The sequence below is a fragment of the Pseudomonas sp. HS-18 genome (assembly GCF_020401845.1).
In the GTDB taxonomy this organism is placed as follows: domain Bacteria; phylum Pseudomonadota; class Gammaproteobacteria; order Pseudomonadales; family Pseudomonadaceae; genus Pseudomonas; species Pseudomonas nitroreducens.
In genome coordinates, this window is record NZ_CP084413.1 from 2,123,922 (window position 1) to 2,149,161 (window position 25,240).

A 25,240-nucleotide genomic window follows, 5' to 3' on the forward strand; every position below is an offset into this window, starting at 1 on the left:
TAAGGCGCTTGCGGATCGGCGTACGGCAGCCTTATTGATTTCCCGCCAACTTCCGCAGGAAGGGGCGAGGGTCCATGGCCATCTGGCAACCATGGTCTGCCGAGGCGTCCAGCCAGGCCACCAGTCGCTTTGCTGTATCGGCGTCTTCGGGTTGCTGGGTGCTGCCGAGGATGTATTCGGCCTCGGCTCTGAATTGCGCCTGAGATAGCGCAACGATCTCGGTAGAGCCTGCCCCGAAGCACTGGCTGGCGTCTTGCGGAAAGGGGTAGTAAGCCTGCGCAGGATCGCTTCCGGCGAGGGAGGATGACAGCGCCCTCAACACCGCCTGATGTTCAGGACTGGCATCGTCAAACCGAAGATAGGAGCGATCGCATTTTCTGAAGTTCATGACCGCGGCAGCCACAAAACCTTTCTCTGCCCAGGACTCCAGCAGCGAGCACGCTTGGCTTCGTTTCTCGGTGTCACTGCCTGGCATATTCAGAATGAGTCGCGCTTGGAAGAACGCGGCGGCCGGGTGCCCGAGTTCGGTGGCTTTCTGCAATTCGGCATTGGCGTTGTCTATCACCACCTCCAGTTTTCCCGCAGAGAAACCTTTGCTATCGGCGAGCATCTGCTGCGCTTGTTCCAGGCTTGAACGAGCCTGCTCATAGTGCTGCTCTGCAGCAGGAGAAAGAGTGCTGGCGAACACCGGAGCACAGTGGATTGCCAAGCCGAAGATGAAAGAAGAGACGTTAAGGGTACGCATGCTGTCCTTGTCATGGGCGGAGTTTTCCGGCGCTAGCTTGCCAGCTCTCGCCTCAATCCAGCCAGCTATGCCACGCCAGGCGAATCGCGCCGTCCTGCAGGGGCAGCAAGGTGAGGTTCGGTGCCTGGCGCAGATCGGTGACCAGTTGGCTCCAGGCGGCGGAGTCGTCGCTGGGTTCGCGGCGCAGGGTGATGCCGAGGTTCTTCAGGGTGGTCGGGTCTGCCAGCAGGGCGTTCACGCGGGCGGACAGCTGATTGTAGGTTGCGGCGTGCATGGGAAGCCTCCAGGTCGGGATGGATGGAAAATACTGTATGTAAATACAGCATTTCTTGTAAAGGCCTGCGTGACCATCGGTAGGTGGGCTTGCGGAGGGTTTGAAACCGGAAGGCTCTGGGACGGTGTCTTCAGTGGTGGGCGGCATTTGCCTGGGAGTTCAGGCCTGGAGCCGTAGAGTTGGGGGTTGGTCTGTCGCTATCGTTCTGAAAGTGGAACGCTAGAGACAATTTTTGCCGTCTGGTGCATCAAGGGTGTCGAAATTAATCTTTGTTCCATGCAGTGACGCACTGCAAAACGAGTCCAAACCCTTTCCGGCAGCGCCGGCACCCACTGAAAGCAAATCGAGGATTTCACCATGACCAACGCTACCTACAACCGCCTGGACAAAGACAACGCCGCCGTACTGCTGGTCGACCACCAGGCCGGTCTGCTCTCGCTGGTCCGCGACATCGATCCGGACAAGTTCAAGAACAACGTGCTGGCGCTGGGCGACCTGGCGAAGTTCTTCAACCTGCCGACCATCCTCACCACCAGCTTCGAAACCGGCCCCAACGGCCCGCTGGTTCCCGAGCTGAAAGCGCAATTCCCCGATGCGCCGTACATCGCCCGCCCTGGCCAGATCAACGCCTGGGACAACGAGGACTTCGTGAAAGCAGTGAAGGCCACCGGCAAGAAGCAACTGATCATCGCCGGCGTGGTGACCGAGGTGTGCGTGGCGTTCCCGGCGCTGTCGGCCCTGGCGGAAGGCTTCGACGTGTTCGTGGTGGCGGATGCGTCCGGCACCTTCAACGAGATGACCCGCGACGCCGCCTGGCGCCGGATGGAAGCGGCCGGTGCGCAGCTGATGACCTGGTTCGGCGTGGCCTGTGCCGGTGAGCAAGTCGTGCATCAGAGATTTTTTTAGTTGATCTAGGGCGGCGTACTTGCTCTTGAGCGCATGCAGCTTTGCCTTCGACGCGTCCATGACATCGGCGATCTGCTCCTGCTCTTTTAGCGGCGGGAGCGGAAAGGAGAAAGCGCGAACCTGTGTCTTATTGGTAGATGCCAAGTTGGTCGTTCGCTTCGCGACGCGGTTGAAATACCGCTTGGCAATGTCCGATTCCACGACCAGTGAGAAGAAACGTGGTTCGAGTTGTAAGCGATCTGCGCGTACACGAAAGATGTGGTTTTGGTGCAGACAATCCGCGATCTGCCCTTCCCACAGGGCGCCTCGTCCCAGTTTGTCGAGATCGCCGCCTTCGGTCATCAATACATCACCCGGTTCGAGTCGATAGCGCTCAACTTCGTCGCAGCGCACCTTGATGGTCTTGATCGTGCTCAAGTCGAGGTGACCGTCCTGCACATTGGCGACTCGCAGGTAGGGCAACTCAACACTCTTAAAGCCAGTAACGTCCTTGCCAAGCGTTACCCCAGAGCCGACCTCGGCGACCTCATCCACTCGTTTCATAACCCAGTTCGCGGGCTTCTTCTTCCCGCGATCAAGCAGTTCGTGAAGTAGTGAATGGTCGAGCAACTCAGCTTTGTGTACCGCGTCCTGTGTCCAATCTAATGCCGCATCCACGGAATCCAGGACTCGTGCGATGGCGACTTGTTCGTCCTCTTTTGGGAACGCAATCGTCATCTTCCGAAAGAAGCTGTGACTAAGATTGCTAAGGCCTGTGGAGCCTTCGGATGACGCGCTTAGATACGACTGTACTTGCTCGCTACGCAGCCAGCGATAAAAAAACTCAGGTGTAATGCCGCTGTTTACCTTCGGCTTCGCAGCAAGGAGAAACGATGCAAAAAGAAATTCCGCATCCTGCTCAACGAACACAGCGTTTCCGATACGTCGCCGATTACCGTTCGAGCCGACAATGATCGACCAGCCTTGTTCGACCCGCTTTCGCTCGATGGTCTTTGGCTTCAGCCCAGAGAGCCAGAGCAGTTTATCGAGTTCGAGGCGTTCCTGAACGTTGCTAATGCCGATGACGGGAACTGCACCATCGTGGGGCGTACTGAGTTCTTGATCTTTCGACCAAGAGGCACCGCGCTTGATTTCAATGGCGCTGCCGACTACATCGGTGCGCCAGTTGCCGGGATGAGGAAGTGCGTCAGTGGGCTTCATAACCTGCCGCCTTCAGCAAACCGATCAGATTATTTTCCGCCGACACCAACGCCTTCTCGGCATCGCGCAATGACTTCATCGCATCCGATACCTTCATTCGTGGCTCCGGTTCGAAGGTGTCCACGTAGCGCGGAATGTTCAGGTTGAACTCGTTCTCTTCGATCTCGTCCAGCCCGACCACGCGGGCGTGCTTGAGCAGTTCGTCGGAATCACCATAGAGTGCGCCCAGGTCCTTACCAACGGTCTCGACATCGCGGCGGTCTTCTTCAGCGCGGCGCCGGGCCTCGCTGATCTTCTCATCGCGCTCGGCGACCTTGGCGGCAACCTTGTCGAGCTGGGTTTGCAGTTTCTCGATGGCGGCTTCGGCTTTGGTCTTGGCAGTCTTGGCGGTGATTTGGACCAGCTCAGCCTGTTTCTCGGCTAGTTCAGCTTCCAGCCTAGCAAGCCGCGTGGTGGGCTCGGCGTATTGCCACTTCCATCGGGGGCCGGCTGCGCCCAATCCACGGTAAATACGCCTTTAAGTTCATCGTTCGCGTTAGCGACGCCGCGCATGGCCTGGGTGAGCTTTTCTCCAAGGTTTGTGGAGGCGGCCAACACATCGCCCCAGCGGTTGCCTATGGGGATAGCGTAACGGTGCTCACCGCGCGCGCGGAAAACGGCTTTTTCTGCCTCAGTGAAGGAACGGCCCTGCTGGCGCTCCTGCTCGGCGATAGCCTCGTCGGCCTCATTCTCCCACTGGTCGCACAATCGTTTGTAAAACATCAACGAAAGGATGTAGTTCTTGTAATCCTGCCCAGCCGTCTTACCACGGAGGATGTTAGCGGCACCCCAGAGGTGCGTTTCAAGTTGTTGTTGGGTCAGTTTCATTCCGGACTCTTCTGCATTCGGTTCAGGCTTTTGCAGCCTAGGGCTTGCTCTACAGGATCAAAAGCTCGGTCGCCAGTGCCATCGGCGCCATGCTGAGATCGTCGCGTTTAAGTTTGACTACGCAGTAATCTTGGTTGGACTAGCGTCTTTGCCCAAAAGGCCCCACCTATCAATGATGACTCGCTGAACCATCAACGGACTGGCGATCCACGCCTTTTTGCTCTCAAAAGGCGAAACATCTTATCAGCTTGCCTCAAAAAACTTGGCTCTCGGTGTCACCGCCGTTGCCTATGTAGCCGGAGATCGAAGTAGCTACTTCATCAATTGAGGCCTCATTGAGCGTCATGGGGCTCGTGCCTTTCAAACTTGTCGGCAGTGGCGGGCTGATTTACCTGTCTTTGGGAGTCTGGCAACGAGCATAAAAAAAGGCTGCCTAAAGGCAGCCCTTCTTCCTTCAAAGCAACGATCCCCAGTGGAGCCGTGCCCTCTAAGCCCTCCTATCCTTGGTGGGCTTAGAGCTTTCTTTGTTTTACTCCCCTATCTGACACCTCACGAGACCGACTGCCATTTCACGTTAAGTGAGAGGGTTTCACGATCTAGTGATGTTGAGCGACTACTTCCGTCAGTCCCAGCTCAGCGCGCCGCCGGTCTGGTACTCGATCACGCGGGTCTCGAAGAAGTTCTTCTCTTTCTTCAGGTCCATGATTTCGCTCATCCACGGGAACGGGTTGCTGGTGCCCGGGTATTCCTCTTTGAGGCCGATCTGGGTCAGGCGGCGGTTGGCGATGAACTTCAGGTAGTCCTCCATCATCGCCGCGTTCATGCCCAGTACGCCGCGCGGCATGGTGTCGCGTGCGTATTCGATCTCCAGCTGGGTGCCCTGGAGGATCATCTGGGTGGCCTCGTCCTTCATCTGGGCATCCCACAGGTGCGGGTTTTCGATCTTGATCTGGTTGATCACGTCGATGCCGAAGTTCAGGTGCATGGATTCGTCGCGCAGGATGTACTGGAACTGCTCGGCGGTGCCGGTCATCTTGTTGCGGCGGCCCATGGAGAGGATCTGGGTGAAGCCGCAGTAGAAGAAGATGCCTTCCAGGACGCAGTAGTAGGCGATCAGGTTGCGCAGGAACTGGCGGTCGGTTTCCGGGGTGCCGGTCTGGAACTGCGGATCGGAGATCGAGCGGGTGTACTTCAGGCCCCAGGAGGCTTTCTTCGCGACCGAAGGAATCTCGTGGTACATGTTGAAGATTTCGCCTTCATCCATGCCCAGGGATTCGATGCAGTACTGGTAGGCGTGGGTGTGGATCGCTTCCTCGAAGGCCTGGCGCAGGATGTACTGGCGGCACTCGGGGTTGGTGATCAGGCGGTACACGGCCAGCACCAGGTTGTTGGCAACCAGGGAGTCGGCGGTGGAGAAGAAGCCGAGGTTGCGCATGACGATGCGGCGCTCGTCTTCGCTGAGGCCGTCCTTGCTCTTCCACAGGGCAATGTCGGCGTTCATGTTCACTTCCTGGGGCATCCAGTGGTTGGCGCAACCATCCAGATACTTCTGCCAGGCCCAGTCGTACTTGAAGGGGACGAGCTGGTTGAGGTCGGCGCGGGCGTTGATCATCTGCTTGTCGCCGACTTGTACGCGGGCGGCGGAGCCTTCGAGATCGTCCAGGCCTTCCTGGATGTCCAGGGCGTCGAGGGCCTGCTTGGCGCGGGCGACGGCGTCGGAGTCGTTGGCGGATACGGCGCGTGCTTCTTCGACGGAGCCAGCGGCGTCGGCGTCGAGTTTGTCAGCGTTCTGCGCAGCGGCCTGGGCGACGGCCGGGGCGGCCTTGGCTTCGGTGGCGTCTTCTTTGTCGAATTCGTCCCAGCTCAGCATGGGCTTCCTCTCCTGGTTCTGTGGGCTGCTCTGTGGCGGCCTGATGTCTGACGGCGTGGGTGCACGCTAAGAGCTTTGCGTCTTCCGTTCACGACGGAGGAGGCTGTTGTTCTGCGAGGGTGGGGGCCTTGAAGAGCCCCTCTCCCTAGCCCTCTCCCTGAAGGGAGAGGGGACAGTCCGTGCGGTTTGCCGTAGCGGAGCAAGCGCCGCCCTTGGGCGGCGCCTACATCTTTACTGGCAAGCTTCGCAGTCGGGGTTGTCGATGCTGCAGGCTTGCGGAACCGGAGCCGGTTGCGGCTCGGCGGCTGCGGCTTGCAGGCCATCGTTGCCACCGGCCGACACGGCGTTGAGCTTGCCGGTGTTGATGGTGGACTTCTCGGTGCTGGTGGCGGCCAGGGCACGGAGGTAGTAGGTGGTTTTCAGGCCACGGAACCACGCCATGCGGTAGGTCACGTCCAGTTTCTTGCCCGAGGCGCCGGCGATGTAGAGGTTCAGGGACTGGGCCTGATCGATCCACTTCTGGCGGCGGCTGGCGGCGTCGACGATCCACTTGGTCTCGACTTCGAAGGCGGTGGCGTACAGGTCTTTCAGGTCTTGCGGGATGCGCTCGATCTGCTGCACGGAGCCGTCGTAGTACTTCAGGTCGTTGACCATGACCGGGTCCCACAGGCCGCGCGCCTTGAGGTCGCGAACCAGGTAGGGGTTGATCACGGTGAACTCGCCGGAGAGGTTCGATTTCACGTACAGGTTCTGGTAGGTCGGCTCGATGGACTGCGATACGCCGGTGATGTTGGCGATGGTCGCGGTCGGCGCGATGGCCATGATGTTCGAGTTACGGATGCCTTTCTGTACGCGAGCACGGACCGGAGCCCAGTCGAGGGATTCGCTGAGGTCGACGTCGATGTACTTCTGGCCACGGGCTTCGATGAGGATCTGCTGGGAGTCCAGCGGCAGGATGCCCTTGGACCACAGGGAGCCGTCGAAGGTCTCGTAGGCGCCACGCTCGTCGGCCAGGTCACAGGAAGCCTGGATGGCGAAGTAGCTCACCGCTTCCATGGACTTGTCGGCGAACTCGATGGCCGCGTCCGAGCCGTAGGCGATGTGCTGCAGGTACAGCGCGTCCTGGAAGCCCATGATGCCCAGGCCAACCGGGCGGTGCTTGAGGTTCGAGTTGCGAGCCTGCGGGACCGAGTAGTAGTTGATGTCGATAACGTTATCGAGCATGCGCACGGCGGTCTTCACGGTCTTCTCGAGCTTGGCGGTGTCCAGCTTGCCGTCGACGATGTGGTTGACCAGGTTGATCGAGCCCAGGTTGCAGACCGCGATCTCGTCCTTGTTGGTGTTCAGGGTGATCTCGGTGCACAGGTTCGAGCTGTGGACCACGCCCACGTGCTGTTGCGGGCTGCGCAGGTTGCACGGGTCCTTGAAGGTCAGCCACGGGTGGCCGGTCTCGAAGAGCATGGAGAGCATCTTGCGCCACAGGTCCTTGGCCTGGACGACCTTGAACACCTTGATCTTGTTGTACTCGGTCAGGGCTTCGTAATACTCGTAGCGCTCTTCGAAGGCCTTGCCGGTCAGATCGTGCAGGTCCGGTACTTCGGACGGGGAGAACAGGGTCCACTTGCCGTCGTCGAAGACGCGCTTCATGAACAGGTCCGGAATCCAGTTCGCGGTGTTCATGTCGTGGGTACGGCGACGGTCGTCACCGGTGTTCTTGCGCAGCTCGAGGAATTCCTCGATGTCCAGGTGCCAGGTTTCCAGGTAGGCGCAGACGGCGCCCTTGCGCTTGCCACCCTGGTTAACGGCGACGGCGGTGTCGTTCACCACTTTCAGGAAGGGGACGACGCCCTGGGATTTGCCGTTGGTGCCCTTGATGTAGGAGCCCAGCGCGCGCACCGGCGTCCAGTCGTTGCCCAGGCCACCGGCGAATTTCGACAGCATGGCGTTGTCGTGGATCGCGTTGTAGATGCCCGACAGGTCGTCCGGCACGGTGGTCAGGTAGCAGGAGGACAGCTGCGGACGCAGGGTGCCGGCGTTGAACAGGGTCGGGGTCGACGACATGTAGTCGAACGAGGAGAGCAGGTTGTAGAACTCGATGGCGCGAGCTTCACGGTCCTTCTCTTCGATGGCCAGGCCCATGGCCACGCGCATGAAGAAGACCTGCGGCAGTTCGAAACGGATGCCGTCCTTGTGGATGAAGTAGCGGTCGTACAGGGTCTGCAGGCCGAGGTAGGTGAACTGCTGGTCGCGCTCGTGGTTGATCGCGGCGCCCAGCTTGGCCAGGTCGTAGCCTTTGAGCTTGCTGTCGATCAGCTCGAACTCGGAGCCCTTCTCGACGTAGGCGGCCAGGGCCTTGGCGTAGAGGTCGGCCATCTCGTGGTGAGTGGCGCTCTCGGCGACGCCCAGGAAGCCCAGGGCTTCGGCGCGCAGGGTGTCCATCAGCAGGCGGGCGGTGACGTAGGAGTAGTTCGGCTCGCGCTCGACCAGGGTACGGGCGGTCATCACCAGGGCGGTGTTGACGTCCTTCTCGGCGACGCCGTCGTACAGGTTCTTCAGAGTTTCGCGTTCGATCAGGCTGCCATCGACTTCGGCCAGGCCTTCGCAGGCTTCGCGGATGATGGTCTGCAGGCGGCCCATGTCCAGCGGCTGGGTGCTGCCGTCGGCCTTGGTGATGCGGATGCTCGGGTGCGGCTGGGCGATGTCGCTGGCGTTGCCGGCAGTCTTGCGCTCGTTGGCGCGGGCTTCGCGGTAGATCACATAGTCGCGGGCGACTTTCTGCTCGCCGGCGCGCATCAGGGACAGTTCGACCTGGTCCTGGATCTCTTCGATGTGGATGGTGCCACCGGAGGGCATGCGGCGCTTGAAGGTCGCGGTGACCTGTTCGGTCAGGCGGCGCACGGTCTCATGGATGCGCGACGAGGCGGCGGCGGTGCCGCCTTCCACGGCGAGGAACGCCTTGGTGATGGCTACGGTGATCTTGTCATCGGTGTAGGGAACTACGGTGCCGTTGCGCTTGATCACGCGCAGCTGGCCGGGCGCAGTGGCGGCCAGATCCTGTGCGGATTCGGCGGCCTGCGGCGCGTTGGCCTGCGGGTTCTCGCGAGTGGTGTCGATTTGCATGGGTGGTTGTCTCCACGTTCTCGTAATTTGGTGTGTTGCTGACGCCAGAGGCGCCGTCCCGAATATAAAGAGCAAAAAGAGCAGTCGCCCGCGATTGCAGCCGCGAGCTGGAATTCGTCTGGAACAGGGGGAATGACCCGAAGCGCCTCCCTGGCCCAACTCGGGTGCCGGCTTTACGGGCCGGGACCACAATACCTAGTGGTGTTGAACGTTACGTTGCAACACCCGTACCGCATTTCCATCGACATGAATCGCTCCTTGCGGGCTGGGCCGCCTGGCACCTCAGTACGTCTGGAATACGTTGTGGTGGAACCGGAGGAGCCGTGGAACAGGCTCGGGATTTCGACTTTCTTCTTGTGTCCGGTTCGTGGTGGCAACCCCAAGATGTAGGGGTATGCCGCAACGGGGATACAAGATAATGCGCTATGGGGGGGTTTGCAAGGCGGGGCGACGGGGAAAAGCTGTGGATAAAATGTGCATGGAATGTGGGTGAGGCGGGGTAACTCGCGCTATCCCTGATGCTGTCTGCCTTTCACCGTTCGTCGTGGTTGATGAGAGATTTTTCACACGCATCGGAGGGGCTGTGCGGGAAGGAACACTACCACAATATGTAGTGTTTCTCACCGCGCAGCCCTTGACCTTTTCGCGCAATGCCTGCTTACGCCGGTGGCGTGCCGCAGCGCTGGCAATCTGGCTACAATGCCGGCCGCTTTTGCGGGCTCTCTATAGTTACTCTCTGTTAGTAAGAGTGCTCGCGCTCGCTCATGGCGCATCAGGAGGCAAGGTGGAACAAGAAGCGCGCATTCTCATCGTCGAGGACGACCAGCGACTGGCCGAGTTGACCCAGGATTACCTGGAGAGCAACGGCCTGGCGGTGTCCATCGAGTCCCACGGCGGCAGGGCGGTGGAGCGGGTGCTGGCCGAGCGGCCGGACCTGGTAGTGCTCGACCTGATGCTGCCGGGTGAGGATGGGCTGTCCATCTGCAAGCGCCTGCGCCCGGACTACGACGGGCCGATCCTGATGCTCACCGCGCGCACCGACGACATGGACCAGGTGCAGGGCCTGGAGATGGGCGCCGACGACTACGTGTGCAAGCCGGTGCGCCCGCGCGTGCTGCTGGCGCGCATCCGCGCCCTGCTGCGGCGCAGCGAGCCGGCCGAGGCCGTGCCGGCCGTTGCCGGCAAGCGCCTGACCTTCGGCAAGCTGGTGATCGACAATGCCATGCGCGAGGCCTGGCTGGACGGGCAGACCATCGAGCTGACCAGCGCCGAGTTCGACCTGCTCTGGCTGCTGGCGGCCAATGCCGGGCGCATCCTCTCCCGCGAGGAAATCTTCAATTCCCTGCGCGGCATCGAGTACGACGGCCAGGACCGCTCCATTGACGTGCGCATCTCGCGCATCCGCCCGAAGATTGGCGACGACCCGATGCACCCGCGCCTGATCAAGACGGTGCGCAGCAAGGGCTACCTGTTCGTCGGGGAGCTCTGAGCCGTGAGCGCCGTGCCACCGTTCCCCGAGCTGCACGGCGAGCGCTTCCGCCTGCGCGCCTTCATCGATGCCGACCAGCCGGCGGTATTCCGCGCGCTGTCGCACCCCGAGGTGATCCGCTACTACGGCGTCTCCTACGCGACGCTGGAAGCCACCCGCGAGCAGATGGAATGGTTCGAGCGCATCTATAACGAGCGCAGCGGCATCTGGTGGGCGATCTGCCGGCCGGACGCCCCCGAGGGCATCATCGGCGGCTGCGGCTTCAACAACTGGCAGCAGGAACACCGCCGCCTGGAACTGGGCTACTGGCTGCTGCCCGAGCATTGGGGACAGGGCGTGATGAGCGAATGCCTGCCGCTGATCTTCCGCCATGCCTTCCAAGACATGAACGTGCATCGCATCGAGGCCGAGGTGGAGCCGGAGAACCTTGCCAGCGGCCGCTTGCTGCTGCGCCAGGGCTTCACGCTGGAAGGTCGGCGGCGTGAGTGCGAGGTGAAGGACGGCGCGTTCCTCAGCCTGGATAATTACGGGTTGCTCGACTCGGAGGCAGCTGAGTGAGGCGGGCGCTGGCCCTCACCCCAACCCTCTCCCAAGGGGAGAGGGGGCTGTCCGTGCTGGCTGTCGGTTCGGTTTCATCCTGCCTGACTCGACGCCAACCGAGCGGCATTACTGTAGCGCCAGGCTTCATGCGCACTCCGCACAGTCCCCTCTCCCCCTGGGAGAGGGCTAGGGTGAGGGGGCTCCCCAGGAGTGCCGAACCCAGGGGGAACTCCCCCCGATGAAATCCATCTTCCTGCGCATCTACGGCGGCATGCTGCTGACCCTGGTGGCGGTCGCCGCGCTGGCCGTGCTGACCCTGCACCTGGTCAACGACGTGCGCGGCGAGCGCTACCGCGAAGACCTGGCGCGCGGCACCTTCCGCCTGATGGCGGACGAGCTGCTGCCCATGAGCGAGGTGGACCGCAAGCGCGCACTGAGCCAGTGGAGCCGCCTGCTGGGTATTCCGCTGAAACTCACCAGCCTGGATGCGCTGGGCATGGAAGGGCGCAGCCGGGCGCGGCTGATGAACGACCAGGTGCTGGTGCAGTCCGGCGCGCCTCATGAAGTCAAGGTGATGACCCAGGTGAGCGCGGCCGAAGGGCTGATCCTCACCGGCGAGGTGGAGCAGGTCAGCGAGCAGCTGGCGCGTGCGACCATCTACCTGCTGATGGACGAGCTCAAGCGCTACCCGGCCAGCGAGCAGCCGTATCACCTGGCGCGCATCGTCCGCGACAAGCGCTTCGGCTTCGAGGTGCACCTGCTGCGCCTGAAGGAGGTCGACCTCGACGACGACCAGAGTCGCCGGGTGGAAGAGGGCGATACGGTAATGGCGCTGGGCAAGGGCGGCGATTCGATCCGCGTGCTCTCGGGCATCCTCGACACGCCCTGGGTGCTGGAGCTGGGACCGATCTACCAGATGAACCCCTACCCGCCGCAGTTGCTGACGATCATCGTGGTCGTCGCGCTGACGCTCATCGGCCTGACCTTGTACCTGTTGATCAGCGGGCTGGAGCAGCGCCTGCGCGGCCTCGAATCCGCCGCCACGCGCATCGCCCGCGGCAGCCTGGATACCCGCGTGGAAGTGCGCGGCGCGGACTCGGTGGGGCGCCTCGCCGGGGCCTTCAACCACATGGCCGAGCAGTTGCACCTGTTGCTGACGGTGCAGCGCGAGCTGGTGCGCGCGGTGTCCCACGAGCTGCGCACGCCGGTGGCGCGACTGCGCTTCGGGCTGGAGATGATCGAGTCCGCCGAGACCGACACGGCGCGACGCAAGTACATGGAGGGCATGGATGGCGACATCCAGGACCTCGACCAATTGGTGGACGAGATGCTCACCTACGCGCGCCTGGAGCAGGGCTCGCCGGCGCTGAGCTACCAGCGCATCGAGCTGGGCGCGCTGGTGGAACAGGTGGTGGCGGAGATCGCCCCGCTGCGCCGGGAAATCACCGTCACCTGCGAAGCGGGTGCGCTGGTGCCGTTCGACCAGGGCAGCTGGATCGAAGCCGAGCCGCGCTACCTGCATCGCGCCCTGCAGAACCTGATGACCAATGCGCTGCGCTACGCCGAAGGGCGGGTGCGGGTGAGTTACCGGGTGAGTGTGGATCGCTGCCAGGTCGACGTGGAAGACGACGGCCCTGGCGTTCCCGAAGCGCAGTGGCACCGCTTGTTCCAGCCGTTCTTCCGTGCCGACGACAGCCGCGCGCGGGTCACCGGCGGGCATGGGCTGGGGCTTTCCATCGTGCGGCGGATCATCCACTGGCACGGCGGCCGCGCGCAGATCGCCAAAAGCGAAGTGCTCGGCGGGGCATGCTTCACGCTGCTGTGGCCGCGCCGCCAGGCACCGAAGGTCGAAGACAGTATTTGATCTGTGGGTCAGAAAATGCAGAATGCTACGGCCCCATTCACGGCTGATGGCGCGCCTGCTCTGCACGAACACTTCCATTGATGTTGCTATCCCATCAGGGGTATTGCAGAGTCATCGCCATCGTTATGTAATTTTTGTTATAGCGGGCGAGGGGCACGGCCAGCCATTCCGATGCTCGATAACAACAACCCACTGGAGCCTCACCATGAAACACCGCTTCGCAAGCCTGTCCCTGCTGGTCGCTTCCTGCTTCACCCTGCACTCGGTGCTGGCCGATGAAGTGCAGGTCGCCGTGGCCGCCAACTTCACCGCGCCGATCCAGGCGATCGCCAAGGACTTCGAGAAGGACACCGGCCACAAGCTGGTCGCCGTCTACGGCGCCACCGGCCAGTTCTACACCCAGATCAAGAACGGCGCGCCGTTCGAAGTCTTCCTCGCCGCCGACGACAGCACGCCGAAGAAACTCGAAGCCGAGAAGGAAATCGTCCCCGGTTCGCGCTTCACCTATGCCATCGGCACCCTGGCACTGTGGTCGGCAAAAGACGGCTACGTCGATGCCAAGGGTGAGGTGCTGAAGAAGAACGAGTACAAGCACCTGTCCATCGCCAACCCGAAAGCCGCGCCCTACGGCCTGGCGGCTACCCAGGTGATCGACAAGCTCGGCCTCAAGGACAAGGTCGCCGGCAAGATCGTCGAAGGCCAGAACATCACCCAGGCCTTCCAGTTCGTTTCCACCGGCAACGCGGAGCTGGGCTTCGTGGCGTTGTCGCAGATCTACAAGGATGGCAAGGTGACCAGCGGTTCCGCCTGGATCGTCCCGGCTGACCTGCACGACCCGATCCGCCAGGACGCCGTGATCCTCAACAAGGGCAAGGACAGCGCCGCCGCCAAGGCGCTGGTCGATTACCTGAAAGGGCCGAAGGCCGCCGCGGTGATCAAGTCCTACGGTTACGAACTCTAAGCTTCTAAGGAACAGCGATGCCCCTCACGCAGGAGGATTTCCTGGCCATTCGGCTCACCATCGAGCTGGCCGCCCTGAGCACCCTGATCCTCCTGCTGATCGGCACGCCGATCGCCTGGTGGCTGTCGCGCACCCGTTCCTGGCTCAAAGGTCCGCTGGGAGCGGTGGTGGCGCTGCCGCTGGTGCTGCCGCCGACGGTGATCGGCTTCTACCTGCTGATCACCATGGGCCCTAACGGCTTCATCGGTCAGGCGACCGAGAGCCTCGGCCTGGGGCGGCTGCCGTTCACCTTCGCCGGGCTCGTGGTGGGCTCGGTATTCTATTCGCTGCCCTTCGTGGTGCAGCCGTTGCAGAACGCTTTCGAGGCGATCGGCAACAAACCGCTGGAGGCCGCCGCCACACTGCGTGCGAGCCCCCTGGATACCTTCTTCTCGGTGGTCCTGCCGCTGGCGCGGCCGGGCTTCATCACCGCCAGCATCCTCGGCTTCGCCCATACGGTGGGTGAGTTCGGCGTGGTGCTGATGATCGGCGGCAACATTCCGGGCAAGACCCGTGTGGTGTCGGTACAGATATTCGATCACGTCGAGGCCATGGAGTACGCCCAGGCGCATTGGCTGGCCGGCGGCATGGTGATCTTCTCCTTCTTCGTCCTGCTGGCGCTCTACGCGAGCCGCCGCGGCCGGTCGGCCTGGGCCTGAGGTGGGCATGCAGCAGGATATTCCCGTGCGCGCCATCGAAGCCCGCTTCCAGATTGCCTATTCGGGCTTCAGCCTGGACGTCGACCTGCAATTGCCGGGCAAGGGCGTGACTGCACTGTTCGGCCATTCCGGTTCCGGCAAGACCACCTGCCTGCGCTGCGTGGCGGGCCTTGAGCGCGCGCCGCTCGGCCGGCTGGTGGTGAATGGCGAGGTCTGGCAGGACAGCGAGACCGCTGTATTCCTGCCGCCGCACAAGCGAGCGCTGGGCTATGTATTCCAGGACGCCAACTTGTTCGAGCACCTGTCGGTGGAGCGCAACCTTACCTACGGCATGAAGCGCGTGCCGCGCGACCAGCATCGCGTGGCGCTGAAACAGGCCACCGAGCTGCTGGGGATTGGCCATCTGCTGGAGCGCATGCCGGTGCATCTCTCCGGTGGCGAACGCCAGCGCGTCGGCATCGCTCGCGCGCTGCTGACCAGCCCGCGTCTGCTGCTGATGGATGAGCCACTGGCGGCGCTGGACCTCAAGCGCAAGGCGGAAATCCTGCCGTACCTGGAACGCCTGCACGACGAACTGGATATCCCGATCCTCTACGTCAGCCACTCGCCGGACGAAGTGGCTCGGCTGGCCGATCACCTGGTGCTGCTGGACCAGGGGCGCTCCATCGCCAGCGGTCCGGTGGTGGAAACCCTGGCGCGCACCGACCTGCCTCTCTCTCACCTGGAAGACGCTGGCGTGGTAATCGACGGCCAGGTGCTCGAGCACAACGCCGGCTACGGTCTGCTGACCCTGGCGCTACCGCACTGCGAGCAACGCATCCGCCTGGCCCACGCACCGATGGACAAGGGCCGGGCGCTGCGCATCAAGGTGCAGGCGCGGGATGTCAGCCTGAGCCTGGAGCCGGCGGCGCACAGCAGTATCCTCAACGTCTTGCCGGCGACGGTGGTCGAGATCGTGCCGACGGAGAACCCGGCGCACCTGCTGGTGAAACTCGACGTGGCCGGAACGCTTCTGCTCGCCCGCATCACGCGCTACTCCCACGACCACCTCGGGTTGCAGACGGGGCAGGCGGTTTGGGCGCAGATCAAGTCGGTGGCGTTATTGGCCTGATTGGCTCAGAAGCTCCCCTCGGGAGTACCTGTCTGCGAAAGTTCGTGCTTGGGATTTCCCTCTCCCTTCAGGGGAGGGCCAAGCCCGGGCCTATTTCATAGGGACAAGCGAGCCATGCCAGCGATCCTGCGCATGGCGCGCTCCTACAGGTTGGCGCCGTGCCGGACCGATTGGCTGCTGCCCTTGACCGAAGGAATCGCTACCAGGCTCAACAAACGGCCATCGAACAGGCTGAACTGCCCATCGATCTCCTGGCCATGGTGCCACTCCTCGGACAGGTCGGTGAGCAAGCGTAGACGTGCGTGGCCACCGGCGGACCAGCTCAGCAGCTCGGCGTGCTCGAAGTAGAAACGCTTGCGCACCAGCGGGAAGAGCGCCTTGAACAGGCTCTCCTTGAGGGAAAAGGTGAGGGTGACCTGCAGTGCCGCCTGCTGCGGGTCGAGGCGCGCCAGTTCGTCGGGCGTCAGGATTTCCGCGGCCAGTCGCTCCGCTCGCGTGGTTTCCAGGCGGTTTTCCACGTCCAGTCCGAGCCCGCGCCAGTGGCTGTCACGGGCGACTATTGCCGCAGCCCAACCGTCGCCATGGGTGATCGAGCCACAGAAGCCTGCCGGCCAGACCGGCGCTCGCTCTTCATCCGTACCGGGCACCCAGGCCTCGCTGCCTGCGGCCAGCAACGCTTCACGGGCGCAGATTCGCCCGGCCAGGTACTCGGCCTGACGCTTGGCAACGGAGCGCTGGATGTTGGCCGGCGCCTCGACGCGGCTCAGCGCGAAGTCCCCGGCCTGCAGACGCTGACGGTCGAAACGGGTGCTGCGGATCTGGCAGCCGTCCAGAAGGGTGGGTAGCGGCCAGTCGGCGTCGAGTGGGGTGCAGAAGTCGGGAAGGGCGGTCATGGGAACATTCTGCCGCGCCAGAACGTGGCCCACCAGTCACGCGGCACTTACATTCGTTTGCAAACCTTCACCAAAGGCGTACGGATTCATCCGACAAGCTTTGACACACTGCGCCCCGCGTTCCCAAGGGGACGCAGGTGAGGTTGTTGTTGGAGTGCTGCCACGGTGGGCTCCGACCTTTACACTTGATTGAGTGCGGGAGCCCGAATGGGCTCCCGTTTTTTATTGTCCGGCGTTTTTACGCGCCCTCGGGCTTAACGTCGAAGATTTCCTTGAAGAAGGCCTGCAGGTCCGCCCAGGACTTCTGGTCGGCAGTCTTGTCGTAGCCCACGTCCAGGCCATGGCCCTTGTGCTTGTCGGCGTCCGGGCTGGTGAAGCTGTGCTTGGCGCCGGGCTGGACCACCAGCTTGTAGTCGGCCTTGGCGTTGTCCATCTCGGCCTTGAAGGCTGCGACGCTCTCGGCCGGCACCAGGGTGTCGGCGCCGCCATGTTCGACCAGGATCTTTGCCTTGATCGCCCCCGTTTGCGCCGGCGTCTGGGTCGCCAGCACGCCGTGGAAGCTCGCCACGCCGGCCAGCGGCAGGCCGGCGCGGGCCATGTCCAGCACCACCTTGCCGCCGAAGCAGTAGCCGATTGCGGCGATCTTGCTCGGGTCGGTCTGCGGCTGCTGCTTCAGCAGTTCCAGCCCGGCCTGGAAGCGTGCCTTGGCCGCGTCGGCGTTCTTCAGCGCCTCGGCCATGAAGGCCTTGGCATCATTGGGGTGGTCGGTGTGCTTGCCGTTGCCGTACATATCGATGGCCAGTGCGCTGTAGCCCAGTGCGGCGAGATCGCGGGCGCGGCGCTTGGCGTAGTCGTTCAGTCCCCAGAACTCATGGACGACGATGACACCGGGGCGAATGCCGGATTTGGCGTCGTCATAGGCGAAGTAGCCGATCATCTTCGTGCCGTCAGTGGATTCGTAGGGAATTTCCTGGGTCTTGATCGCGGCGGAAGCGCTGGCCGCGAAGGCGAACAGCAGCAGGGCGGTGAGCAGGCGCATGGCGAGACTCCTGAGCGGGGAACATTGAAGATAGCCGCTGACGCGGAAAACGCCCGTGTATCATGCGCGCAGCCGCTCAAGGGCGCGGTTGCCGGCCGGACGATAGACGCCCGGACCAGTGAAAAGTCCGGCAGCCTCGTCTACCCTTGCGCCCATGTCCTGACCCGCGAAGCGATAGGCCGATGTTGGACCTGAGCACCTGGAATCTGACCATTCCCCAACGCGGCCCGGCCGCGACCATTTCCACGGCGAAACTCGGCCGTGACTACGAGAGCCCGTATTTTCGCCGCAGCGCCGATGGCGTGGAGTTCTGGGTGCCGGTGAACGGCGCCCACACCAGCGGCAGCGAATATCCCCGCACCGAATTGCGCGAGACCAGGCCGGATGGCCGCCTGGTGACCTGGCGCTACCCGTTGGCGGAGAACCAGATGGTCGCCACCCTGCGCGTGGAGGCCGTGCCGTCCAGCCGGCGCATGGTGATCGGGCAGATCCACAGCAATGGCAGCGGCAGCGCCGAGGCCCTGCCGCTGGTCAAGCTGGTCTACCAGCAGCGCCTGGACAAGGCGCGGGTACAGGCGCTGGTTCGCGATCGGCCTGACGACATGACCACGCGCACCTATACCGTCTATGACGGCATTCCCCTGGGCGATACCTTTACCTACCGGCTGGGCGTGTCCAGCAGCGGGGTGCTGAGCGTGCAGGTCCAGGATGGCCAGGTCAGTCAGCAACTGGATACGAAATGGGCCTATCAGGGCCTGTACTTCAAGGCAGGCCTCTACCTGCAGGACAATCGCGGGCCCGCCAGCGAGGGCGGACGCGCTACCTTCACCGATCTGAGCATTCGACACCAATGAAGACTTCCTCCATCGCGCGTCGCGCTTCCCTGGCCTTGTCCCTGCTGCTGCCGGCGGCACTGGCGCAGGCTGCGACGGGCGACGATTTCGGTTCCTGCCTGAACCGCCTGCAGGGCGCTGCCCAGGCCAAGGGCGTCAGCGCTGCCAGTTTTGCGCAGTTCACCCAGGGCTTGCAGCCGGACATGACCGTGCTGCCACTGCTCGATGCGCAACCAGAGTTCACCACGCCGATCTGGGACTACCTGGCCGGGCTGGTGGACGACCAGCGCGTCGCCGACGGCAAGGCGCGCATGGCCGAGCACGCCGACCTGCTGCGCAAGGTCGCCGCGCGCTATCAGGTCGACCCGGCGGCTGTGGTCGCGGTGTGGGGAGTGGAAAGCGATTACGGGCGCATCACCGGTAAGCGCCCGCTGCTGGTGTCGTTGTCCACGCTGTCCTGCTACGGGCGGCGACAGTCGTTCTTCCAGGGCGAGTTCATTGCCACTTTAAAGCTGCTGCTGCAGGGCGATATCCGTGACAGCGGGATCACCGGTTCCTGGGCTGGCGCCTTTGGCCAGACGCAGTTCATGCCGTCGACCTATGCGCGCATTGCCGAGGACTTCGACGGCGACGGCCACCGCGATCTGGTGGGCAGCACCGCCGACGCCCTGGCGTCCACTGCCAATTACCTGCGCAAGGCTGGCTGGCGCGAAGGACAGCCCTGGGGCTACGAGGTGAAACTGCCGGCGGGCTTCGATGCCTCGCTGGCCGGGCGCACCAAGCGCCGGGCGCTGTCCGACTGGACCAGCCGTGGCGTGAAGCGCATCGACGGCCAGCCGATTCCGAGCATCGACTCGAAGGCGGCTATCCTGCTGCCGGCCGGCGCCAACGGGCCGGCCTTCCTGGTCCTGCGCAACTACGACGCGATCTATTCCTACAACGCGGCGGAAAGCTACGCGCTGGCCATCGCCCTGCTGTCGGATCGCCTGCGCGGCGAGCCCGGTTTGCGCACCGCCTGGCCGACCGACGATCCGGGGCTGAGCCGGGCACAGCGCAAGGAGTTGCAGGAGTTGTTGATCCAGCGGGGTTACGACATCGGCCAGGCGGATGGAATGATCGGCGACGTGACGCGCAAGGCGATCCAGCAGGAGCAGAACAAGCTGGGCCTGACGCCGGCAGATGGGCGTGCAGGGCAAAAGATTCTGAAGGCGCTGAAGGGCGGTTGATTGATCTCTTCTGACTCAAGTGAAGCCCCGGCACTGGCCGGGGCTTTTCGTTTGTGGCGGAGATGGGCTCGGTGTCGCCGGAGTCCGCTCCCCGCGGGAGAGCAGGCCCAGGTAGGAGCGAACGTTGTCCGTGATCGGGCGTCAGGCAGGGCTTAATCCCAGCCTTTCACCCCCGTCATGTCCGGCAGGTGGTGGGCGATGCCCTTGTGGCAATCGATGCACGTGGCCTCGCCCGAGGCCAGGGCGGTGGAGTGCATCTGTCGGGCGCGCTGGCTCTGGCGGGTGAAGTCCATGAACTGGAAGTTGTGGCAGTTGCGGCATTCCAGTGAGTCATTGGCCTTCAGGCGTGCCCATTCGTGTTCGGCCAGTTCGCGGCGATGGTCGAGGAACTTCTCCCGCGTGTTGATGGTGCCGAAGATCTTGCCCCAGACCTCCTTGGACGCCTGCATCTTGCGGGCGATCTTGTCGGTCCACTTGTGCGGCACGTGGCAGTCCGGGCAGGTGGCGCGCACACCGGAACGGTTGGTGTAGTGGATGGTGTCCTTGAGTTCGGCAAAGACGTTGTCGCGCATCTCGTGGCATGAGGTGCAGAACTGCTCGGAGTTGGTGGCCTCCAGCGCGGTGTTGAAGCCGCCCCAGAAGATGATCCCGGCGACGAACCCGGCCAGTGTCAGGAAGCCCAGGCTGTAATGCACGCTGGGCCGGCGCAGGACGACCCAGTAACCCTTGAGCCAGGCGAATAGTGCTTTCATGACGCCTCCTCAGGGGTTGCCGGTGGATGTGCCATCGTCGTTGCTGGCGGACTTCCCGGCGGCCGCGTCGCGCTGGAGGATCTTGTCGATATCCTCGAAGGTGTTGCCCACCAGCGGTTGCACGTCCTTCTGCGGCACGTGGCATTGCACGCAGAAGTATCTCCGGGGTGCCACGGCCGCCAGCGCCTGGCCGTCGCGATCCATGTAGTGGGTGATGCTGATCATCGGTGCCTGCACCCGCGCGCTGTTGGCGCGGCTGTGGCATGACAGGCACTTGTTGGAGTTGGTGTCGATGCGGTAGCCGGCGATGGTATGGGGGATGGTCGGCGGCTGTTCCGGATAGGCGCGTTCGCGGCGGATGTCCTTGTTCTCGTCGGCAGCGAGCGGTGGCGCCGGGCGGTCTTCGGCGATGGTGCCGCCGGGGCGGCGGCCATCCGGGGCCGGGGCGTCCAGCGGGTAGTTGACGTCGGCAGCCAGCGCCGGAAGGGCGAAGAGCAGCAGGAGCAGGACGGGCAGTATCGGTTTCATCGCGCGTTCCTCAGGCCAGGCTGACCAGTTCGATGCGCACCGCGCATTTCTTGTAGTCGGTCTGCTTGGAGATCGGGTCGGTGGCGTCCAGCGTGACCTTGTTGATCAGCTTGTTGGCATCGAAGAAAGGCACGAACACCAGTCCCTGCGGCGGCTTGTTGCGCCCGCGGGTCTCGATGCGCGCGCGGATCTCGCCGCGCCGGCTGATCACCTTCACCTCGCTGCCCCGGCGCATCTTCAGGTCGCGCGCATCGTCGGGGTGCATGTACACCACGGCGTCGGGCACGGCCTTGTAGAGCTCCGGCACGCGCTGGGTCATCGAACCGGTGTGCCAGTGTTCGAGCACGCGGCCGGTGGAGAGCCAGAAGGGATATTCCTTGTCCGGGGCCTCGGCCGGCGGCTCGTAGGGCAGGGCGAAGATGATCGCCTTCTTGTCCGGGTAGCCGTAGAACTGTACGCCGCTGCCGGCCGTGACGTAGGGGTCGTAGCCCTCGCGGTAGCGCCAGCGGGTCTCCTTGCCGTCGACCACCGGCCAGCGCAGGCCGCGCGCCTCGTGATAGGCGTCGAAGGGCGCGAGGTCGTGACCGTGGCCACGGCCGAAGCTGGCGTACTCCTCGAACAGCCCCTTCTGGATGTAGAAGCCGAAGGCCTTGGCCTCGTCGTTCTCGAAGCCCTTGGTGATCTCGTCGTTGTCGTACGCGTCCACCTGGCCGTTCTTGTACAGCACCTCGTAGAGCGTCTTGCCCTTGAGTTGCGGCGCCTTCGCCAGCAGCTCGGCGGGCCAGACCTCGTCAGTGGTGAAGCGCTTGGAGAACTCCACCAGCTGCCAGAGATCGGATTTCGCCTCGCCCGGTGCCTTCACCAACTGGTGCCAGAACTGCGTGCGGCGCTCGGCATTGCCGTAAGCACCTTCCTTCTCCACCCACATGGCGCTGGGCAGGATCAGGTCCGCCGCCTGTGCCGAAACGGTGGGGTAGACGTCGGAGACGATCACGAAGTTTTCCGGGTTGCGCCAGCCCGGTAGCACCTCCTGCATGATGTTCGGCCCGGCGTGCATGTTGTTGCAGACCTGGGTCCAGTAGACGTTGAGCACGCCGTCCTTGAGCATCCGGCTCTGCTGTACGGCGTGGAAGCCGATCTTTTCCTGGATGGTGCCGGCGGGCACTTTCCAGATTTTCTCGGCGGTTTCGCGGTGTTTCGGGTTGGTTACCACCAGGTCCGCCGGCAGGCGGTGGGCGAAGGTGCCGACCTCGCGCGCGGTGCCGCAGGCCGAGGGTTGGCCGGTGAGCGAAAAGGGGCTGTTGCCCGGCTCGCTGATCTTCCCGGTGAGCAGGTGGATGTTGTAGATCAGGTTGTTCGCCCAGACCCCGCGGGTGTGCTGGTTGAAGCCCATGGTCCAGAACGACACCACCTTGCGTTTCGGGTCGGCATACAGCTCGGCGAGGGCCTTCAGGCGCTCGGCCGGCACGCCGGTTTCCTTGGCGGTGCGCTCCAGCGTGTAGGGTTTGACGAAGGCGGCGAATTCGTCGAAGCCGATGTCGGTCCAGGTGTTGGCCTTGTCCGCGTTCTTCGCCTTCTTCTCCAGCGGGTTATCCGGGCGCAGGCCGTAGCCGATGTCCTCGGCGCCGTGGGCGAAGCGGGTGTGCTTGTCGACGAAATCGCGGTTGACCGCGCCGCTTTCGATGATGTGGTTGGCGATGTAGTTGAGGATGTACAGGTCGGTCTGCGGCTTGAACACCATGGGGATGTCGGCCAGGTCGAAGCTGCGATGCTCGAAGGTCGACAGCACGGCCACCTTGACCTGCCCTGCGCTCAGGCGGCGGTCGGTGACCCGCGACCAGAGCACCGGGTGCATCTCGGCCATGTTCGAGCCCCAGAGCACGAAGGTGTCGGTGGCCTCGATGTCGTCGTAGCAGCCCATCGGCTCGTCCATGCCGAAGCTGCGCATGAAGCCCATCACCGCCGAGGCCATGCAGTGCCGCGCGTTGGGGTCGATGTTGTTGCTGCGCAGGCCGGCCTTGAACAGCTTGTTGGCGGCGTAGCCTTCCCAGACCGTCCATTGCCCGGAGCCGAACATGCCCACCGAGGTGGGGCCCTTGGCCTTGAGTGCGGCCTTGAACTTCTCGGCCATGATGTCGAAGGCGGCGTCCCAGCTGATCGGCTGGAACTCGCCCTGCTTGTCGAACTTGCCATCCTTCATGCGCAGCAGCGGCCGGGTCAGGCGATCGCTGCCGTACATGATCTTGGACAGGAAGTAGCCCTTCACGCAGTTGATCCCGCGGTTGACCTCGGCCTTGATGTCGCCGTGGGTGGCGACCACCTTGTTGTCGCGGGTGGCGACCATCACGCTGCAGCCGGTGCCGCAGAAGCGGCATGGCGCCTTGTTCCAGTCCAGGCGGGTCATGTCCGCCTCGGTGACCAGGTTGCTGGCGGAGCTCAGGATCGGCAGGCCGGCGGCGGCCGCGGCAATGGCGGCGGCGTTGGCCTTGGCGAACTGGCGGCGGGTCAGGTTCATCGTGCACCTCCGGCCTGGGCCAGCTCGGGTTGGGGTTCTCTCTGCAGGGCTTCCGGCGACTCGACGACCTCGTGGTAGATCAGCACCGCGTTGAGAACGCCGGGCAGGTTCTGGATGGCATTGAGGTTGTCGAGGATGCTTGCCTCATGCTCGGCTTCGAGCAGCACGACCAGCTTTCCCTGGGCGCTCTGCTGATGGACTTCCAGGTTCGGCAGGCGCAGCAGGTTGGCCTTCACCGCTTCGAGCAGCTCGGGGCGCGTGTGCACGATCAGGCTGGCGATCTGGATGCTCTCGGGCATCTGGGTCTCAGGCATGGTGGGCCTCACGGTTCAGGTGGATGGCGTTGCCGGGGCAGGGCGAGACGCAGGCGCCGCAGCCGGTGCACAGGGTCGGGTCGAGGGAGGGCAGGGAGGGGCCGCCGAGTTGCGGGCGGAAGCGGATGGCGCGTGGTTCGCAGGCATCGTCGCAGCTGCGGCAGTGGATGCCGGCGCGGGCCAGGCAGTGGTCGTCGATCTGCGCGCGCCAGGGAAACGCCTCGCGGCTCAGGTCGAACACCTCGGCTTCGCAGGCGCGCGCGCAGGCACCGCACAGGCTGCAGCCGGCGTTGGTGAAGTCCAGCTGCGGATAGCCGCCGTCGCCGATGCGCAACACTTGCTCGGGGCAAGCGTCGATGCAGGCATTGCAGCGTGTGCAGCCTTCGAGAAATTCGCTGGCTGTGGCTGTGGCTGTCCATGGCGGGCGACGTACTTCTGGCGCACCGCCCAGGCGCCGCAGCAAGGCGCGTCGGGCGAGCATCATGGCGCCCCTAGGACGGCGGGCCGGGGGGCCCCACCACTAGTTGGTACATCCACACGATAAAGCCATAGCCACCGACGATGGCGATGGAGAGCAGAGGGAACAGGCAGATCACGAGGAACAGGAACAGCCGGGTTTCCTTGCCTTTATCCGTGCCGGGTCCGGTCTCTTCAGTCATTTGGTCAGCCTCCCGCCAACGACTGGGAATTAGCCTAGTCCCTGCGCTGTGTGTGGGCAAAATCCTACTAGCGTTATTATTTTTTCATACAGCGCTTTCGTTCAGCGATAGTTCAGCGCCCTGACAGGTTTCGTTCAGAGCCCTCCTCGTAACCTTCTCCCCGTCAACCCATTACTGACCTCTGACGGGAGAATCCCCATGAAAACTCTGAAGAAAATCGCCCTCGCCAGCGCCATCCTCGGTGCCAGTGTCGCCGCTACTGCCGCCAACGCCGCCGACACCTTCGTCGGCATGACCTGGGGCGAAACCAGCAACAACATTCAGAAATCCGATGCGCTGAATCGCAACCTGAACAATCCCAAGTTCGACAGCGTGATCAACAACAGTGGCACCTGGGGCGTGCGCGCCGGCCAGCAGATGGAGCAGGGTCGCTACTACGTCACCTATGAAAACGTCTCCGACACCGAGAACGGCCTGAAGCTGCGCCAGCAGAACCTGCTCGGCAGCTACGACGCCTTCCTGCCGCTGGGCGACCAGGGCACCAAGCTGTTCGGCGGCGGCACCGCCGGCCTGGTCAAGCTGGAGCAGGACTCCAAGGGCTACAGCCGCGACAGTGACGTGGGTTACGCCATCGGCGCCCAAGCCGGTATCCTCCAGGAACTCGGCAAGAACGCATCCGTGGAAGGCGGCTACCGTTACCTGCGTACCAACGCGAGTACCGAAATGAGCCCGCACGGTGGCAGCAAGGTGGGATCCCTTGACCTGCACAGCAGCTCCCAGTTCTACCTGGGCGCCAACTACAAGTTCTGACCGGTACCGCAACCGGGCCTCGCGTG

At 63.4% G+C, this 25,240-nt stretch carries 23 protein-coding genes and 2 pseudogenes; 10 read left to right on the forward strand and 15 right to left on the reverse strand.

Annotated features, from left to right (window positions below):
* Positions 1-31 precede the first annotated feature (31 nt).
* A complete protein-coding gene (locus LDJ84_RS09900; protein WP_226046275.1) occupies positions 32-745 on the reverse strand; it encodes a hypothetical protein in 714 nt (237 codons plus the stop codon).
* A gap of 52 nt (positions 746-797) precedes the next feature.
* The gene (locus tag LDJ84_RS09905) at positions 798-1,019 is read right to left on the reverse strand and encodes a DUF1654 domain-containing protein (RefSeq protein WP_024763117.1); all 222 of its coding nucleotides are present in this window, start codon (positions 1,017-1,019) and stop codon (positions 798-800) included.
* Between the two features lie 357 nt (positions 1,020-1,376).
* Between LDJ84_RS09905 and ycaC the strand changes: the two are divergent.
* A pseudogene (ycaC, locus tag LDJ84_RS09910) lies at positions 1,377-1,889 on the forward strand (isochorismate family cysteine hydrolase YcaC); the annotation flags it as partial.
* 132 nt (positions 1,890-2,021) lie between these two features.
* Here ycaC and LDJ84_RS30895 read toward each other — a convergent pair.
* The 5 genes and pseudogenes from LDJ84_RS30895 to LDJ84_RS09935 form a co-directional block, all read right to left on the reverse strand.
* A pseudogene (locus LDJ84_RS30895) lies at positions 2,022-3,125 on the reverse strand (restriction endonuclease subunit S); the annotation flags it as partial.
* A complete protein-coding gene (locus tag LDJ84_RS09920) occupies positions 3,112-3,624 on the reverse strand; it encodes an N-6 DNA methylase (protein ID WP_226046276.1) in 513 nt (170 codons plus the stop codon). The gene LDJ84_RS09920 and the pseudogene LDJ84_RS30895, both read right to left, overlap by 14 nt.
* Positions 3,546-3,992 (reverse strand): type I restriction-modification system subunit M N-terminal domain-containing protein, encoded by a 447-nt coding sequence (locus LDJ84_RS09925; RefSeq protein WP_226046277.1) that lies wholly within the window; start codon positions 3,990-3,992, stop codon positions 3,546-3,548. The genes LDJ84_RS09920 and LDJ84_RS09925 overlap by 79 nt, the downstream gene beginning before the upstream one ends.
* A 622-nt stretch (positions 3,993-4,614) precedes the next feature.
* Entirely contained in the window at positions 4,615-5,862 is a 1,248-nt protein-coding gene (locus LDJ84_RS09930) for a ribonucleotide-diphosphate reductase subunit beta (RefSeq protein WP_024763120.1), read from the reverse strand.
* Between the two features lie 231 nt (positions 5,863-6,093).
* Positions 6,094-8,982 (reverse strand): ribonucleoside-diphosphate reductase subunit alpha, encoded by a 2,889-nt coding sequence (locus tag LDJ84_RS09935; protein ID WP_038803422.1) that lies wholly within the window; start codon positions 8,980-8,982, stop codon positions 6,094-6,096.
* Positions 8,983-9,766: 784 nt separating this feature from the next.
* On the opposite strand from LDJ84_RS09935, the gene LDJ84_RS09940 reads away from it, so the two are divergent.
* The 6 genes from LDJ84_RS09940 to modC all read left to right on the forward strand — a co-directional run bounded on the left by LDJ84_RS09940 (position 9,767) and on the right by modC (position 15,645).
* A complete protein-coding gene (locus LDJ84_RS09940; RefSeq protein WP_065086427.1) occupies positions 9,767-10,471 on the forward strand; it encodes a response regulator in 705 nt (234 codons plus the stop codon).
* 3 nt (positions 10,472-10,474) lie between these two features.
* Positions 10,475-11,029, forward strand: a complete 555-nt coding sequence (locus LDJ84_RS09945; protein WP_226046278.1) for a GNAT family N-acetyltransferase — start codon at positions 10,475-10,477, stop codon at positions 11,027-11,029.
* Between the two features lie 220 nt (positions 11,030-11,249).
* Positions 11,250-12,875 (forward strand): ATP-binding protein, encoded by a 1,626-nt coding sequence (locus tag LDJ84_RS09950; protein ID WP_205896496.1) that lies wholly within the window; start codon positions 11,250-11,252, stop codon positions 12,873-12,875.
* A 205-nt stretch (positions 12,876-13,080) separates the two neighbouring features.
* Positions 13,081-13,836 carry a molybdate ABC transporter substrate-binding protein gene (modA, locus tag LDJ84_RS09955; RefSeq protein WP_226046279.1) on the forward strand — a complete coding sequence of 252 codons (756 nt, stop codon included), beginning with the start codon at positions 13,081-13,083 and terminating at the stop codon, positions 13,834-13,836.
* A 17-nt stretch (positions 13,837-13,853) separates the two neighbouring features.
* Positions 13,854-14,534 (forward strand): molybdate ABC transporter permease subunit, encoded by a 681-nt coding sequence (gene modB / locus LDJ84_RS09960; RefSeq protein ID WP_226046280.1) that lies wholly within the window; start codon positions 13,854-13,856, stop codon positions 14,532-14,534.
* A 7-nt stretch (positions 14,535-14,541) separates the two neighbouring features.
* Positions 14,542-15,645 (forward strand): molybdenum ABC transporter ATP-binding protein, encoded by a 1,104-nt coding sequence (gene modC / locus LDJ84_RS09965; protein ID WP_037017925.1) that lies wholly within the window; start codon positions 14,542-14,544, stop codon positions 15,643-15,645.
* 143 nt (positions 15,646-15,788) lie between these two features.
* Here modC and LDJ84_RS09970 read toward each other — a convergent pair whose 3' ends face one another.
* Positions 15,789-16,538 (reverse strand): 4'-phosphopantetheinyl transferase family protein, encoded by a 750-nt coding sequence (locus tag LDJ84_RS09970; protein WP_024763125.1) that lies wholly within the window; start codon positions 16,536-16,538, stop codon positions 15,789-15,791.
* 238 nt (positions 16,539-16,776) lie between these two features.
* Positions 16,777-17,577, reverse strand: coding sequence for a dienelactone hydrolase family protein (locus LDJ84_RS09975; protein ID WP_226046281.1), 801 nt, complete (start codon positions 17,575-17,577; stop codon positions 16,777-16,779).
* A 182-nt stretch (positions 17,578-17,759) separates the two neighbouring features.
* Between LDJ84_RS09975 and LDJ84_RS09980 the strand changes: the two genes are divergently transcribed.
* Together LDJ84_RS09980 and LDJ84_RS09985 are read left to right on the forward strand one after the other, a co-directional pair.
* Positions 17,760-18,431 (forward strand): polysaccharide lyase family 7 protein, encoded by a 672-nt coding sequence (locus LDJ84_RS09980; RefSeq protein ID WP_084358930.1) that lies wholly within the window; start codon positions 17,760-17,762, stop codon positions 18,429-18,431.
* A complete protein-coding gene (locus LDJ84_RS09985) occupies positions 18,428-19,636 on the forward strand; it encodes a lytic murein transglycosylase (RefSeq protein WP_226046282.1) in 1,209 nt (402 codons plus the stop codon). The genes LDJ84_RS09980 and LDJ84_RS09985 overlap by 4 nt, the downstream gene beginning before the upstream one ends.
* A gap of 152 nt (positions 19,637-19,788) precedes the next feature.
* Here LDJ84_RS09985 and LDJ84_RS09990 read toward each other — a convergent pair whose 3' ends face one another.
* From LDJ84_RS09990 to napE, 6 genes are read right to left on the reverse strand one after another with little or no spacing between them, the layout of a single operon-like run.
* Positions 19,789-20,388, reverse strand: coding sequence for a cytochrome c3 family protein (locus tag LDJ84_RS09990; RefSeq protein WP_226046283.1), 600 nt, complete (start codon positions 20,386-20,388; stop codon positions 19,789-19,791).
* Positions 20,389-20,397: 9 nt separating this feature from the next.
* On the reverse strand, positions 20,398-20,916 hold the full coding sequence (locus LDJ84_RS09995) for a nitrate reductase cytochrome c-type subunit (protein WP_084358931.1): 519 nt from the start codon (positions 20,914-20,916) through the stop codon (positions 20,398-20,400).
* 10 nt (positions 20,917-20,926) lie between these two features.
* Positions 20,927-23,431, reverse strand: a complete 2,505-nt coding sequence (napA, locus tag LDJ84_RS10000) for a nitrate reductase catalytic subunit NapA (RefSeq protein WP_226046284.1) — start codon at positions 23,429-23,431, stop codon at positions 20,927-20,929.
* Complete coding sequence (locus LDJ84_RS10005; protein WP_054910886.1) at positions 23,428-23,730, reverse strand: chaperone NapD; 303 nt, start codon at positions 23,728-23,730, stop codon at positions 23,428-23,430. Before LDJ84_RS10005 ends, napA begins: the two co-directional genes overlap by 4 nt.
* Before the next feature lie 7 nt (positions 23,731-23,737).
* A complete protein-coding gene (napF, locus tag LDJ84_RS10010) occupies positions 23,738-24,226 on the reverse strand; it encodes a ferredoxin-type protein NapF (protein WP_226046286.1) in 489 nt (162 codons plus the stop codon).
* A gap of 10 nt (positions 24,227-24,236) precedes the next feature.
* Positions 24,237-24,404: a periplasmic nitrate reductase, NapE protein gene (napE, locus tag LDJ84_RS10015; RefSeq protein WP_054910878.1), complete on the reverse strand. Its 168-nt coding sequence runs from the start codon at positions 24,402-24,404 to the stop codon at positions 24,237-24,239.
* A gap of 198 nt (positions 24,405-24,602) precedes the next feature.
* Here napE and LDJ84_RS10020 point away from each other — a divergent pair, with 198 nt between their 5' ends.
* A complete protein-coding gene (locus LDJ84_RS10020) occupies positions 24,603-25,214 on the forward strand; it encodes a hypothetical protein (RefSeq protein ID WP_226046287.1) in 612 nt (203 codons plus the stop codon).
* Positions 25,215-25,240: the final 26 nt, after the last annotated feature.

Bases quoted from the DNA above. Each gene is read 5' to 3' on its own strand.
- LDJ84_RS10020 (WP_226046287.1), top strand. From the start codon at position 24,603: ATGAAAACTCTGAAGAAAATCGCCCTCGCCAGCGCCATCCTCGGTGCC.
- LDJ84_RS09950 (WP_205896496.1), top strand. From the start codon at position 11,250: ATGAAATCCATCTTCCTGCGCATCTACGGCGGCATGCTGCTGACCCTG.
- LDJ84_RS09990 (WP_226046283.1), bottom strand. From the start codon at position 20,388: ATGAAAGCACTATTCGCCTGGCTCAAGGGTTACTGGGTCGTCCTGCGC.
- napF (WP_226046286.1), bottom strand. From the start codon at position 24,226: ATGCTCGCCCGACGCGCCTTGCTGCGGCGCCTGGGCGGTGCGCCAGAA.
- LDJ84_RS09980 (WP_084358930.1), top strand. From the start codon at position 17,760: ATGTTGGACCTGAGCACCTGGAATCTGACCATTCCCCAACGCGGCCCG.
- LDJ84_RS09995 (WP_084358931.1), bottom strand. From the start codon at position 20,916: ATGAAACCGATACTGCCCGTCCTGCTCCTGCTGCTCTTCGCCCTTCCG.
- LDJ84_RS09930 (WP_024763120.1), bottom strand. From the start codon at position 5,862: ATGCTGAGCTGGGACGAATTCGACAAAGAAGACGCCACCGAAGCCAAG.
- modB (WP_226046280.1), top strand. From the start codon at position 13,854: ATGCCCCTCACGCAGGAGGATTTCCTGGCCATTCGGCTCACCATCGAG.
- LDJ84_RS09975 (WP_226046281.1), bottom strand. From the start codon at position 17,577: ATGCGCCTGCTCACCGCCCTGCTGCTGTTCGCCTTCGCGGCCAGCGCT.
- napE (WP_054910878.1), bottom strand. From the start codon at position 24,404: ATGACTGAAGAGACCGGACCCGGCACGGATAAAGGCAAGGAAACCCGG.
- LDJ84_RS09970 (WP_024763125.1), bottom strand. From the start codon at position 16,538: ATGACCGCCCTTCCCGACTTCTGCACCCCACTCGACGCCGACTGGCCG.
- LDJ84_RS09985 (WP_226046282.1), top strand. From the start codon at position 18,428: ATGAAGACTTCCTCCATCGCGCGTCGCGCTTCCCTGGCCTTGTCCCTG.
- LDJ84_RS09900 (WP_226046275.1), bottom strand. From the start codon at position 745: ATGCGTACCCTTAACGTCTCTTCTTTCATCTTCGGCTTGGCAATCCAC.
- LDJ84_RS09935 (WP_038803422.1), bottom strand. From the start codon at position 8,982: ATGCAAATCGACACCACTCGCGAGAACCCGCAGGCCAACGCGCCGCAG.
- LDJ84_RS10005 (WP_054910886.1), bottom strand. From the start codon at position 23,730: ATGCCCGAGAGCATCCAGATCGCCAGCCTGATCGTGCACACGCGCCCC.
- modC (WP_037017925.1), top strand. From the start codon at position 14,542: ATGCAGCAGGATATTCCCGTGCGCGCCATCGAAGCCCGCTTCCAGATT.
- LDJ84_RS09905 (WP_024763117.1), bottom strand. From the start codon at position 1,019: ATGCACGCCGCAACCTACAATCAGCTGTCCGCCCGCGTGAACGCCCTG.
- napA (WP_226046284.1), bottom strand. From the start codon at position 23,431: ATGAACCTGACCCGCCGCCAGTTCGCCAAGGCCAACGCCGCCGCCATT.
- LDJ84_RS09925 (WP_226046277.1), bottom strand. From the start codon at position 3,992: ATGAAACTGACCCAACAACAACTTGAAACGCACCTCTGGGGTGCCGCT.
- modA (WP_226046279.1), top strand. From the start codon at position 13,081: ATGAAACACCGCTTCGCAAGCCTGTCCCTGCTGGTCGCTTCCTGCTTC.